Raw genomic sequence first — 13312 nt, 5'->3', positions numbered from 1 at the left:
CTTGCGCACCTAAGCCTGCGCCTGCGAATCAGGGTCAGGCCGAGGCGAGTGCGCCGATCAGGTTCTCGAAGAATCGCCGCCCGTCCGGCCCGCCGAGCGAGGGGTGGCTCACCGGTTCGATCGCGCGTTCGGGATGCGGCATCATGCCAAGCACGCGGCCATTGGCGCTCAGCACGCCTGCAATGTCGCGGCGCGATCCGTTGCAGGTTTCGCCATAGCGCAAGGCGACGCGGCCTTCGCCCTCCAGCCGGTCGAGCGTGGCATCGTCGGCGAAGTAATTGCCGTCGTGGTGGGCGACGGGGATGCGGATCGTCTCGCCAGCCTCGAATCCGTGGGTGAAGATACTGTCGGTGTTTTCGACCGTCAGCGGGACGGTGCGGCAGATGAAGGTCTGGTTCGCATTGCGCATCAGCGCACCCGGCAGCAGGCCCGCTTCGGTCAGGACCTGAAAGCCGTTGCACACGCCGAGGACCGGCACGCCGCGTTCTGCTGCATCGATGACGGCGCGCAGGATCGGGCTTTTCGCCGCCATCGCGCCCGAACGCAGGTAATCGCCATAGGAAAAGCCGCCCGGAAGCGCGATCAGGTCGAGCCGCTCGGGCAGGCTCGCCTCGCCGTGCCAGATGCGGATCGCGGGTTCGCCGGAGACCTTCTCCAGCGCCACCGCCATGTCCCGGTCGCAGTTCGAGCCGGGGAAGGTGACGACCCCTGCGCGAAAGCCCATCAGCCCTGCTCCCCTGCACGTTCGATGACGTAATCCTCGATCACCATGTTGGCGAGGAGCTGTTCGCACATCTTCGCCAGCGTCTCGTCGGTGGTGCCGTCGGCGACTTCGAGTTCGATCATCCGGCCCACGCGCACGTCCTCGATGCCCGCGAAGCCGAGCCCGTCCAGTGCGTGGTGCACGGCGCGTCCCTGCGGATCGAGCACGCCGGGCTTGAGGCGGACGAGGATGCGGATTTTCATGGGCGGTTCCTGCGAATGTGGGTCTTGCGCGGTGCGCCTATAGCGAGGCTTGGGCGTCAGGGGGAGGGGGTTCCTCGCGGCTCTCCCCGGGATCGCGCCGGGATGGGACGCGCGCCGGGATGCTGACAGATGTAACCCCTTTGCCACAGGTGATACGGGAATGACCCGGAAATGCCGCTTTTGCGTCGTTTGTGCACCGCCGCATCTCGCCAGAATCGGGCAAATCTGCCAGCCCGCGGGCGTCACGTCCCTCTCTCCGTGACAAGCAAAGGGAATTTCCACCATGTCACAGCGTATTCCTTTCGTGCGCGCCCTCTGGGCCTCCACCAGCCTTATCGCGGCCGCCGGCATCGGGTTTGCCGCGCCCGCAGCCGCGCAGGACGACGAGACCGCGCAGAGCTCCGAAGGCGAATTGCCGACGATCATCGTCACCGCCAACCGGCGCGAGGAAAGCCTGCAGGACGTGGCCGTCTCCGCCGACATCCTCGACGAACAGCGCGTCAATCTCATCTTCTCGGGCGCTGCCGACACGACCGCGCTTGCCGGCGCTGCGCCCGGCCTCAATGTTGAAAGCTCGAACGGGCGCGTCGCGCCGCGGTTCTACATTCGCGGGCTGGGCAACACCGATTTCGACCTTGCCGCCTCGCAGCCGGTTTCGGTGATCCTCGATGAAATCGTGCTCGAGAACGTGACGCTCAAGAGCTTCCCGATCTTCGATGTCCAGCGCGTCGAAGTGCTGCGCGGGCCGCAGGGCACGCTGTTCGGTCGCAACACGCCGGCGGGCATCGTCAAGATCGAAACCGTCAAGCCCGGGTTCGAGCCCGACGTCCAGGCCGGTCTCAGCTTCGGTTCGCTCGACACGGCTTCGCTGACCGGCGCGGTCGGCGGGGCGATCGTGGAGGACAAGCTGGCCTTCCGCGTCTCGACCCAGTTCCAGCGCCGCGGCGACTGGATCGACAACGGCTTCACCGGCGAGGAGAATGCGCTCGGCGGGTTCACCGATTTCGCCATTCGCGGCCAGCTGCTGTGGACGCCGGACGAACGCAGCGAGATCCTCGCCCAGGTCAATTTCCGCGATCTCGACGGGTCATCGACCTTCTTTCGCGCGAACGTTCTGTCGCCCGGCAGCAACGAGTTGAACCAGAACTATGACCGCGACACTGTGTTCTACGATGCGGGCGGCGGCAATCCGGCCGAGTACAACCAGTTCGGCGCGACGCTCAATGCGTCCTACGAATACGATTTCGCCACCCTCACCTCGATCACCAGCTACTGGACCAGCGAAGGCTTCAGCCGCGGCGATATCGACGGGGGCAATCTCGTGACGGGGCCGGGCTTCATCCCGTTCCCCTCCGACACGCAGGATTCGATCGATCTCGAACAGCTGACCCACGAAGTGCGCCTCGCCTCGAACGGCGACGGGCCTCTGTCCTGGCAGGTCGGCGGGTTCATCTTCGACAGCGATTTCGACGTGACGACCGTCGGCTTCACCTTTCCGCCGCCCGTCACCGTCAATCACACCAACACCGCCTGGGCGGTCTTCGGGCAGGCGAGCTACGAACTGACGGAGGCGCTGCGCGTGACCGCAGGGCTGCGCTACACCGACGACGAGAAGGACTTCTTCGTGCGCTCGGGCGCGCCGCTCCAGCCGGTCAGCGTGCAGGACGACAACATCGACTGGGACGTCAGCATCTTCGCCGACGTGACCGACACGACCAGCGTCTATGCCCGCGTCGCCAATGCGTTTCGCGCGCCGACCATCCAGGGCCGCGACGTCGCCTTCTTCGCCGCGCCTTCGGTCGCGCAGTCGGAGAACATCACCAGCTACGAGGCGGGCTTCAAGAGCGAGTTCGCCGACCGCAAGGTGCGGATCAACGGTTCGGCCTTCTACTACACGGTCGAGGACCCGCAGTTCACCGCCGTCGGCGGGGCGGGCAATCTCGTCCAGCTGATCAATGCGAATGAAGGCGAGGCCTGGGGCTTTGAATTCGACACCGCGTTCCAGCCGACCCCGAACATCACGCTGACGCTAGGGCTCGCCTATAACGACACGCAGATCAACGACGACAGCCTTGCCGTGGGCGTGTGCGCGCAATGCACCGTGCTCGACCCGCTCAATGCGAACGGCTTTGCGCTGGTGGACGGCAATCCATTCCCTAACGCACCCGAATGGAGCGGCGATTTCACCGCGCGCTATGGCGTTCCGGTGGGCAATTCGGGCGAATTCTTCATCTTCACCGACTGGATCTATCTCGGCGAGACGAACTTCTTCCTCTACGAAAGCGCCGAATTCAACGCCGACAGCCGGATCGAGGGCGGCCTTCGCATCGGCTATTCGGGCGGCGACGGCCAGTGGGAAGTCGCCCTGTTCGCGCGCAACATCACAAATGAGGACAACATCCTCGGCGCGGTCGACTTCAACAACCTTACCGCTTTCGTGAACGATCCGCGGGTGGTTGGCGTTTCCTTCGGGGTCGATTACTAAGGCGCCACAACGACACGGTTCCGGGCGTATCAAGCCCGGACCACTTCCAGAATGGGGGCGGGCAAGAGGCGACTTGCCGGCCCCTTTTTTGTGCTGCCCTTTCTGGTGGCGGCCTTGGCAGGCCCTGCCGGCGGTCAATCGCCCCTGGGCAGGACGAGGATTTCGACCGCGCCTGCCGGATCGAGCCAGCGCTCGGCCGCCGCCGCGATCTCCTGCGCGCCGATCCGCCCGAGCCGTTCGGGCACGGCAAGCCAGCGGTCGATCCGCTCGGGCTCGCTCTGGACGCGCCGCACGAGGTTCATCCAGCCGGTCAGCGTCTTGAGCGCGTTCTGGTAATCCTCGAGCAGCGGCCGCTTGGCCCGCTCGATCGTGTCGGCATCGATCTTTCCGGCTCGGAAATCCTCGACCACGCCGACAATCGCCGCGCGCGCAATGTCGACCGATGCGACATCTAGCGCGGCCTGGACCTGGAAAGTGCCGTAACCTTCATAGGTCCGGCTGGGTGAGGAGCTGGCGCCCGGCGAATAGGCCTCGCCCAGTTCCTCGCGCAGGCTATCGGTGAGCGCGATCCGAACCGCGCGGGCGAGCACCGCGAGGCGGAGCGCTTCCTCGTGGTCGGAATCGTCGGTGGTCGGCCATGTCAGGCGCACGAGCGCCTGGTCCGCCTCGCCCGCATGGGTCAGCACGCGCGGGCTCCGGTCTCTGGTGAAGGTCCGCTTGCGCGCCTCGGTCCGCTCGCGGAATGACGCCTCGCGCCGTGGCAGCGCGCCGAGCGTCGCCGCGACCGCTGCGATCGCCTCGTCCTCCTCGATATCGCCGACGATCGCGACCTCGATCGCCCCGCGTTCGAACCGGTCCGCGAGGACATCGAGCAGCTGGGCGAAATCCTTCGCCAGATAGGCCTCCTGCGGCTGCAGCGTGAAGCGCGGGTCGCCGTCCGACAGGATTCCGCCGATCGCGGTCCCCAGCGCACGCCCCGGAGTGGCGTCGAGACTGGCGAAATAGTTCTCGACCGAGCGGGCATAGCGCTCCTCGCCCTCGGGCCGGTAGCCAGGATCGGTCAGCAGCGCGGCGGCGAGCTGCAATTGCAGTTCGAGATCGCGCGGCGTCGTCCCTCCGGTGACGACGAAGCTGTCGCTCGCCGACGACACACCGAAGCTCACCGTGCGCCCGGCAAGGATCGTCGCGAGCTCGTCCTGGCTGTGCGCGCCGAGCCCGCCGCCGGCCAGTGCGACGACCATGGCGGTGGCGAGCGGGTCCTCGACCGTCTCGAGCAATTGCCCGCCATCCACGGCGATGCGCACCTGCAGCCGGTCCTTGCGGATATCGGTGCGCCTGAGATTGAGCCGCACGCCGTTGTCGAAGGCAACGAGGCGGATGCCGAGCCGTTCGTCCACCCGGTCCTCGACCACGTTTCCGGGCTCGCCGAAATCCCCGTAGGCGAAGGCCAGCGCGCCGGCCTCGTCCGGCGGAGCGATGGGGAGCGCCATCGCCTCGGCAAAGGCGCCGCGCAGCGCGTCCTCTCCGCCTGAGGGGGCCGTGCGGCCCTCGACGCGGATCAGCGGCTCTTCGAGCGGGGCGGCATCCTCGATCAATGCGTCATGGACCGTCTCGGGCGTGATTCGCGCGGCGAGTTTCTCGAACAGAGCGAGCCGGAATTCAGGTTCGGTCGGGATCGTGCCGTCGTCGACCAGCCGCAGCGCGCCGCTGACATAGGCGGCATGGGTGCGCGTTTCAGCTGCGGCGGCGAGGTTCTGCAGTCCCGTGCGGCGGCCCGCCAGCTGCTCGTCGAGTTCGGCGCGCGTGAAGCCATGGGTCAGCGCTTCGTTCACGGCGCGCACCGCTGCCAGCATGCCTTCGCGCCATTGGCCGTCGGCGGTGTTCACGGTGAGGCTGGTGAGGCGCGCATCCTCGAACAGGTCGCCGGAGGAAAAGCGCGCCGAATTGAACGGCGCGTCGGCCCCGCGAGCGAGCGCGGCGAGGCGGCGATTGACGATGGAATAGCCGATCGATCGCAGGGTGGCCCGTTCGCGCGCGGCGAGCGTGTCCGCCTCGTCCTCGAAGGGGGAGAGGCGGGATAGGGCGACGCTTTCCGACAGCGCCGGGTCGATGTGGATGTCGGTCAACCCCTTGCGCGCCGCATCGACGGGGCCTGTGACCGGCTCTTCCGGCGCCGGGCCGCCCTGCCAGTCCGCGAACATCGCGCGGACCTTCGCTTCCATAAGCTCCACGGGATAGTCGCCGACCACGACCAGAACCGTGTTGGCGGGCACATAGGTCCGTTCGTAGAGCGCGCGGATGTCCGCTGCCCCCGCGCTTTCGAGCACCTCCAGCGTCCCGATCGGCAGGCGTTCGCCATAGCGCGCTGCGGGTGCGAGAAATTCGACCTCGTCCTCATAGGCCGACAGCGCATGGCCCGCCCGGTCGCGCCGTTCGGCGAGGATCACTCCGCGCTCGCGTTCGACCGCAGCCGGTGCAATCGTGAGTTCGCTCGCCGTCTCGCGCATCAGCATTAGCGCGGTGTCCAGCAGACCCTCGTCATTGCGCGGAAGGTCGAGCTTGTAGGTTACCGCCTCATAGCCGGTCGAAGCGTTCGTGTCCGCGCCGAAGGCAAGCCCTTCGCGTTCGAGCAGCCTGACCATCTCGCCCTCGGGCACGCCCGTCGACCCGTTGAAGGCCATGTGTTCGAGATAGTGCGACAGGCCGCGTTCGTCGGCGCGCTCTTCGAGCGAGCCCGATCCGATCCGCATGCGCACCAGCGCCGTGCCATCAGGCGTCGCGTTTTCGCGCAGGATATAGCGCATGCCATTGGGCAGCGTCCCGAAGACATAGCCAGCATCGACCGGCACGTCGCTGTCCTCGAACGCCCATCGGGGCGCGTCGGCGGGGGCCTCGCCGCCCGCCTGGGCCGGCGGGTCCTGCGCATGAAGCGGGACAAGGGCAGGCGGAACCAGCGCGAGCCAGAGCCCGGCGGCGAAAAGTCGCAATGTCGAAATCATGTGCAGTCGTGCGAGCCCCGATTGTTCCCTCTGTGCCGCCAGCCTAGCGGCCCGCAGCGCTTTGTCAGCCCCGCCGTGGCAAGGCAGGGCGATTGCCCCTCCCGAGGGCAGGCGGCGGCAGGCGCTTGCCGGGCGCCGGCAGCTTGCGTGCGACCCTTTGCCGGGCCGGGTTTGACTGCCTGCTGAACGGGCATTTCTGGGCCGGTCGGGGCTGCCCGTTTCGCGGGCAGCACCGATATTCGGGCCGGATGACACACCGCCCCGGGGGCGCGCCTCCTGATGCCATGCCCAAGGTGCGGGCAGGGCATCCGGCTGCCGCGAAAATGGGCAGGCGGGGCATTGCCTTCCGCGTGGGCATGGCATGGGCTGGCGTGGGCCGGGCCGCCCACGGCGAATCGCGCTGCACGCGAAAGCGGCAGGCCCCGGTCATGCGAGGAGGGCTGATCCGCGCGCGCCGGGGCGCCGCGACTATTTCTTGGGCGGGGTGCGCAGCCGCGAGCGGTGCGTCGACAGATCGAGCACTTCACCCGGTCCGTTTTCCTCGCCAGCGAGCAGGCCGAGCCGGCGGGCGACTTCGCGATAGGCCTCTTCCTCGCCGCCGAGATCGCGGCGAAAGCGGTCCTTGTCGAGCTTTTCGCCCGAATTCATGTCCCACAGACGGCAGCCGTCCGGGCTGATTTCGTCGGCGAGGATGACGCGGCTGTAATCGCCGTCATAGAGGCGCCCGAATTCGAGCTTGAAATCAACCAGCCGGATATCGATCGCGGCGAACATGCCGCACAGGAAATCGTTGATCCGGATCGCCATCGAGGAAATGTCGTGCATCTCCTCGTTCGAGGCCCAGTTGAAACAGGCGATGTGCTCTTCAGCGACCAGCGGATCGCCCAGCGCATCGTCCTTGTAATAATATTCGATCAGCGTGTGAGGGAGCGGTTCGCCTTCCTCGATCCCGAGACGCTTGGAAATCGATCCGGCCGCGACATTGCGCAGCACGACCTCGATCGGGATGATCTCGCACTGCCGGATCAATTGCTCGCGCATGTTGAGGCGGCGGATGAAATGGGTGGGGATGCCGATATGGGCGAGACGCGTGAAGACGTGTTCGCTGATGCGGTTGTTGATCACGCCCTTGCCGTTGATCGTGCCCTTCTTCTCGGCGTTGAAGGCGGTCGCATCATCCTTGAAATACTGGATGAGCGTGCCGGGCTCTGGCCCCTCATAGAGGATCTTGGCCTTGCCTTCGTAGATCTTGGTGCGGCGGGACATGATGGAATTATGGTGCCTCGCGTCAGGAGGGGAGTGGTGCCCAAGGGCGGAATCGAACCACCGACACTACGATTTTCAGTCGTATGCTCTACCAACTGAGCTACTTGGGCTTCCTACTCCGCGGCGACATGGAAAGCCATGCCGGCGAGCGAATGAGTGCGGGCCTATGGCGAACGGTGCGGCGCTTGGCAAGAGGGAAATCTCGGGGCCGGCACCGCAATGTCGGGCCGTCAGTCCTGCTCGTCCCAGTTATCCTGCGCGAGTTCGTCCGGGCTGGCCGGGCGACCGGGCACGGCATAGCCATCGCCGAACCACCGGGCGAGGTCGCGGTCCTTGCAGCGCTGCGAGCAGAACGGGCTGAAGTCGGGCCTGCGCGGCTTGCGGCAGATCGGGCAGGGGCGGTTCGGGCTCGTGGTCATGGGGCCACAAGTTGAGCACTCGGCGCCTCGAGTGCAAGGCCGGGATCGGTCTCCAGGCGCACGTCGCGCCCCGCGCGGCGGGCGAGCTCTTCGAGCCATTCGTCCGTTATCTTCGCCTTGAGCGCGGGATGCACCGTCAGCAGCGCCGCGCCCGCCCCTTCGAGCATTTCAGCCCGCCGCAGCGCCATGCGCGCGCACATGCCGACGCGGCTGGTCCAGAAGCGGTGGAGCAGCGAGGGGCCTTCGAGCCGCGCGACGATCTGCACGAAACCGAACCCGTTCATCGCTGTGCGTTCATGCGAAAACCCGCCCAGCGCCCCGCCCAACGCTTCATCCACTGCGCGCCGGTCGGCCTTGGCCTCGATCGAGGGAAAGTCGACGCCGATATTCCCGCCGATGTTGAACAGGCGGAGCGCGCGGGCGATCGCGGGGACCGCGGCAAGGGCGAGTTCGCGCGCTCCGCCCTCTCCATCGACATCGATCACGGTCATGGCCGGCGTCACCGAACACAGGACCTCGCCGCCCGGAAAGGCGATCGAGCCGCTTGAAGCGGCGGACCACGCATCTTCCCACAGCCCGGCTGGAAACCGGTGCACTCGGCGCGCATCGAGCGTGGGCCAGGGCGCTGCCTCGTTTTTGGGCACGCCATCGACCACCCGGCCCTGCGCCCGCTTGAGCCGGCCGCGCTCGGCGATCGCTGCCCGCGTGATGAGCACGGTGAGTTTTTCGCCTTCGGTGATTCCCCAGGGAAGCTGGTCGACGAGGATTTCGCGCCCGCATTCGGTCCGCGCCGTGCCGCGCCCCTTGCCCGCCCGCTTGGCGACGAGCTGCGCGGTGACGAACTCGCCCGTACGCATCTCGCCCGGCCACAGCAGTTTCGCATCCACAGCCTCGCCGTTTTCGATCAGCAGCGCGCGCCATTCGCCGATCCCGTCCTCGACCAGCCATTCGGACCCGCGATCAGGCAATTGCGAATCCCGCCGCCTTGAGCAGCGCCCGCGTTTCATAGAGCGGCAGACCCATCACGGAGGAATGGCTGCCCCGGATCCACTGGATCAGCCCTTCCGCCGCGCCCTGTATCGCGTAACCGCCAGCCTTGCCGTGCCATTCGCCGCCCGCGAGATAATCCGCGATCTCCTGCCCCGAAAGCGGCTTGAAGCGGACCACGTTCTCGCTCAGCCGTTCGCGCAGCGAGCCGTCGGGCGCGCGCAGGACCACGCTGGAGAGCACGGTGTGGCGGCGGCCCGAAAGCAGTTTGAGGCAGGCCTCGGCTTCCTCGCGCATTTCGGTCTTGGGCAGGATGCGGCGGCCCGCGGCGACGACCGTGTCGCCCGCCAGCACGAAGCCGGGCGCGTTCACGGCAAGCGCCTTTTTTCGTCCCATGCGCAGGGCATAGGCGCGCGGAAGCTCGCCCTTGAGCGGCGTTTCGTCGATATCGGCAGGCGTGACCGCATCGGGTTCGATCCCGAGCCGCGCGATCAGTTCGCGCCGCCGGGGCGAGGCCGATGCCAGCGTCAGGTGAAGCGCGCCCATCAGCGGGGCAGCGCGAACTTACTGCGGGCCGGGACCGCCGCGGCCCGGCATGAAGCGGTAGGTGATCCGCGCCTTGGTCAGGTCATACGGCGTCAGTTCGCACAGCACTTCGTCGCCGACGAGCACGCGGATGCGGTTCTTGCGCATCTTGCCCGCCGTGTGCCCGAGGACTTCATGGCCGTTTTCAAGCTCCACCCGGAACATCGCATTGGGCAGCAGCTCGACCACACGCCCGCGCATTTCGAGGAGTTCTTCTTTCGCCATGAATTTCCTTGCGTCCGTGTTGCAACGCACAATGCGTTCGTCGATGTGAGCGGCGCATTTAGCGATGCCCGGGACAAAAGGGAAGGGTCGTGCGTTACGGACGCATTCGCGCCGGGGGTGCGCGCTGCATCTCCCCACGCGCACTATCCGTAGGTTCAGGTGCAAAGCGTTACAATAGAAGCGCTTGTCCGATGCACCGTTCCGCTCAAGAGAGAGCCGCATGAAACGCTTTGCTTCCCCGCGCCCGCTTGTCCGGGCCGCCCTCTGCTCCTCTGCCGTATGGCTCTGGCTCGCCGCGATGCCGGCGGGCGCGCAGGAGGCGGAAGGGGAAAGCGACAGCGCCCGGGCGACCGAAGCTTCGTCCCAGGAGGCCGAAGACCAGACCTCCGGAGGAGGCGGTGAGATCATCGTGCGCGCCCAGCGCCTGCGCGGCCAGCTCGATGTCGAACAGGCCCCGCTGCTCGAACTCGACGAGGAAGCGATCGCGTCCGAAGGGGTCGCCTCGATCAGCGATCTCATCCAGCAGATCGAGGCCCGCACCGGATCGGCGCGCGGGCGCGGGGGCGAACGCCCGGTCGTGCTCGTCAACGGCATCCGCGTCGGCTCCTTCCGCGAATTCGCGCAATATCCGCCCGAGGCGCTCGCCCGGGTCGAGGTCTTCCCCGAAGAGGTCGCCCAGCGATTCGGCTTTCCGCCCGACCGCCGGGTCATCAATCTCATCCTCAAGGACAATTACGAAAACGCCGAGGTCGAGCTTGAATTCGAGGGGCCGAGCCGGGGCGGCTATTTCCAGACCGAGCAGGAGTTGGGTTACCTGCGCATCGCCGACGGCGGCCGGATCAACGCCAATTTCACCGCCAACGACCGCTCGCTGCTGACCGAGGCGGAGCGCGGGATCATCCAGACGCCCGGTTCGACCTCGGACCTCGCGACCGATCCCGACCAGGCGCAATTCCGCAGCCTGCTCGCCGACACGCGCTCCTTCGATGCCAATGTCAGCTATGCCAAGGCCTTCATCGACACTGGCGTCTCCGTCTCGGCCAACGTCAATTACGCGCGCAACGACAGCCGGGCGCAGAACGGGCTCAATCTCGTCACGCTGACCGGTCCGGGGGGCGAGAGCCTGACGCGCACCTTCGGCGAGGAGACACCGCTCACCCAGACCCGGGCGGAAGATTTCCTCAACGCCTCGGGTTCGCTGAACAAGCGGGTCAATGCCTTCCAGTATACCGGGACATTCGATGCGGGCTTTTCCGAACTCGAGCAGGTGATCGACCGCCGCTTCGACACCTCCGGGCTCGAAGCGCAGGCGCTGGCCGGCACTCTCGCGCTTGACGCAGAGCTGCCTCGCGCGGTGGACGGCGGCTTCGATGTCGCGAACACACGCGGCATCAACGCGACGACGCTGCACACGCTGAACGGCCCGCTCGCGGACCTTCCGGGCGGCGAGCTGATGGCGACCTTCGATGTCGGCTACGACTGGAACCGGGTCGAGGCTTCGGACACGCGCGGCAACCTGCCGGTGGACCTGACCCGCGGCGAAGTTTCCACGGGCGCGAACCTCGTCGTCCCGATCACCAGCCGCCGCCGGGGCTTCGCCGATGCGCTGGGGAGCTTCACGGTCAATCTCAATGCCGGGATCAACGACTTGTCGGATTTCGGCACGCTCGGGGACTATTCGGTCGGCCTCAACTGGGGCGTGACCGAAAGGCTCGAATTGTCGGCGACCTATGTCTACCGCGAGGTCGCGCCGGGGCTGCGCCAATTGGGCGATCCGCAGGTGCTTCAGCCCAACGTGCCCGTCTTCGACCTCGTCACGGGCGAGACCGTGCTCGCCGAGGTGCTGACCGGCGGCAATGCCGACCTTCCCGCCGAGACCCAGACCGACTGGCGCTTCCAGGCGAACTGGGAGCTGCCTTTCTGGGAGAACACCCGCTTCACCGTGGAATATATCCGCAACCGTTCGGACAACGTCACCAGCGGCTTCCCGCAGGTCACGCAGGCGATCGAGGCGGCCTTTCCCGACCGGATACAGCGCGATGCGAACGGGCGGCTGACCTTCATCGACCGGCGCGCCGTCAGCTTTGCCGAGACGCGTTCCGACCGGCTGCAATTCACGCTGGGGACGCGCGGGCGCTTTGGCCAGGACGAGGCGGAAGGCGGGCCTCCGGGCGCGCGCGGCGGCGGTGGTCGCGAAGGCGGGGGCGGCGGCAGCGGCGGGCCTTCGGGTGGTCCGCCGTCGGGAGCGTCGGGCGGCGACGAAGGAAGCGGCGGCGCGCCATCGGCGGGCCAACGCGAGCAGTTCATGGCCTTCCGCAACCGTCTGTGCGCCGATGACGGTGCCGAATGGCTCGCCGATCTCATCGCACGAATCGATGCGGGCGAGGACCTTTCGGCGGAAATCCCCGGCTTCGATGCTGACCGCTTCAAGGCGATGATCGCCCGCGCGCGCAGCGATGACGGGACCATCGACCCCGAACGCCTCGCCATGTTCCGGACACGCATCTGCGCGATCGACCCGGCCATGATGGGCGGTGCTTCGGGACCGCCTGCGGGCGGTGCTCCGGCGGCTCCGGGCGGCGGCGGCGGCGAGCGCAGCGCGCAATACGAAGCCTTCCGCGCGCGGCTGTGCGGCGATGACGGCATCGCGGCGCTGCGCGAACTGATCGCCAGGATCGATGCAGGAGAGGATGTCTCCGCCCTCCTGCCCGGTGTCGATCCCGCTTTCGTCAAGATGGGCATAGACCAGTCGCGCGGACCCGACGGGACCATCCCCGACGAAGTGCTCGAACGCTTCCGCACGCGCATGTGCCAGATGAGCGAGGACGGCGAGCAGGGCGGTCGTCCGGGCGGCGGGGGAGGCCCGGCCTTCAACCCGTTGGGCGGCGGCGGGCGGCCGAGCGGCTTTTTCTACTTCGCCAACCTCACCCACACGATCGAACTTGCCAACGAGATCCTGATCGCCCCCGGCGTGCCGGTTCTCGATCAGCTCGACGGGGATGCGACCGGGGCTTTCGGCTTCCCGCGCCATTCCTCGCGTCTCGAGGCGGGCGTGTTCGGCGAGGGCCTCGGCCTCCGCCTGTCGGGCCGGTACACGGGCGAGACCCGGTTGGACGGTTCGGGCCTGCCGGGCAGCACCGACCTGTTCTTCGGCGACATCGTGACCTTTGACCTGCGCATCTTCGCCAATGTCGACGAGCTGACGGGAAGCGAGGAGAAGTGGCTCGACAATGTCCGTGTGTCGCTGCGGGCGGACAACATCTTCGACGCTCAGCGCCGGGTGAGGGACGAGGCGGGCAATGTGCCGATCAATTACCAGCCGCTGCTGATCGATCCGACCGGCCTGTTCGTGGGGATCGACATAAGAAAGCTCTTCTAGC

The 13312-nt window shown here is 67.1% G+C and carries 10 protein-coding genes and 1 tRNA gene; 2 read left to right on the top strand and 9 right to left on the bottom strand.

What is annotated here, in order from left to right:
• Positions 1-34: 34 nt before the first annotated feature.
• The gene (gene purQ / locus Ga0102493_RS10820) at positions 35-724 is read right to left on the bottom strand and encodes a phosphoribosylformylglycinamidine synthase subunit PurQ (protein ID WP_034900580.1); all 690 of its coding nucleotides are present in this window, start codon (positions 722-724) and stop codon (positions 35-37) included.
• Positions 724-966 (bottom strand): phosphoribosylformylglycinamidine synthase subunit PurS, encoded by a 243-nt coding sequence (purS, locus tag Ga0102493_RS10815; protein WP_034900581.1) that lies wholly within the window; start codon positions 964-966, stop codon positions 724-726. Before purS ends, purQ begins: the two co-directional genes overlap by 1 nt.
• A gap of 283 nt (positions 967-1249) precedes the next feature.
• On the opposite strand from purS, the gene Ga0102493_RS10810 reads away from it, so the two are divergent.
• The gene (locus Ga0102493_RS10810) at positions 1250-3451 is read left to right on the top strand and encodes a TonB-dependent receptor (protein WP_034900583.1); all 2202 of its coding nucleotides are present in this window, start codon (positions 1250-1252) and stop codon (positions 3449-3451) included.
• Positions 3452-3585: 134 nt separating this feature from the next.
• Here Ga0102493_RS10810 and Ga0102493_RS10805 read toward each other — a convergent pair whose 3' ends face one another.
• From Ga0102493_RS10805 to infA, 7 genes are all read right to left on the bottom strand, one after another.
• Positions 3586-6438, bottom strand: a complete 2853-nt coding sequence (locus Ga0102493_RS10805; protein WP_236922205.1) for a M16 family metallopeptidase — start codon at positions 6436-6438, stop codon at positions 3586-3588.
• Between the two features lie 480 nt (positions 6439-6918).
• A complete protein-coding gene (gene purC, locus Ga0102493_RS10800; RefSeq protein WP_034900586.1) occupies positions 6919-7716 on the bottom strand; it encodes a phosphoribosylaminoimidazolesuccinocarboxamide synthase in 798 nt (265 codons plus the stop codon).
• A gap of 34 nt (positions 7717-7750) precedes the next feature.
• Positions 7751-7826, bottom strand: a tRNA-Phe gene (locus Ga0102493_RS10795).
• Positions 7827-7946: 120 nt separating this feature from the next.
• Positions 7947-8135, bottom strand: coding sequence for a DNA gyrase inhibitor YacG (locus Ga0102493_RS10790; RefSeq protein ID WP_034900588.1), 189 nt, complete (start codon positions 8133-8135; stop codon positions 7947-7949).
• On the bottom strand, positions 8132-9103 hold the full coding sequence (locus Ga0102493_RS10785) for a ribonuclease E/G (protein ID WP_034900589.1): 972 nt from the start codon (positions 9101-9103) through the stop codon (positions 8132-8134). Before Ga0102493_RS10785 ends, Ga0102493_RS10790 begins: the two co-directional genes overlap by 4 nt.
• A complete protein-coding gene (locus tag Ga0102493_RS10780) occupies positions 9096-9668 on the bottom strand; it encodes a Maf family protein (RefSeq protein ID WP_034900590.1) in 573 nt (190 codons plus the stop codon). The genes Ga0102493_RS10785 and Ga0102493_RS10780 overlap by 8 nt, the downstream gene beginning before the upstream one ends.
• Positions 9669-9686: 18 nt before the next feature.
• Positions 9687-9932 carry a translation initiation factor IF-1 gene (gene infA / locus Ga0102493_RS10775; protein WP_007163491.1) on the bottom strand — a complete coding sequence of 82 codons (246 nt, stop codon included), beginning with the start codon at positions 9930-9932 and terminating at the stop codon, positions 9687-9689.
• Between the two features lie 220 nt (positions 9933-10152).
• Here infA and Ga0102493_RS10770 point away from each other — a divergent pair, with 220 nt between their 5' ends.
• The gene (locus tag Ga0102493_RS10770) at positions 10153-13311 is read left to right on the top strand and encodes a TonB-dependent receptor (RefSeq protein WP_069297512.1); all 3159 of its coding nucleotides are present in this window, start codon (positions 10153-10155) and stop codon (positions 13309-13311) included.
• The last annotated feature ends 1 nt before the right edge of the window (position 13312 follow it).

The organism is Erythrobacter litoralis, from assembly GCF_001719165.1.
GTDB classification, from domain to species: domain Bacteria; phylum Pseudomonadota; class Alphaproteobacteria; order Sphingomonadales; family Sphingomonadaceae; genus Erythrobacter; species Erythrobacter litoralis.
Note: the sequence above shows the minus strand (reverse complement) of the source record. Positions and strands in the feature narration are given on the sequence as shown.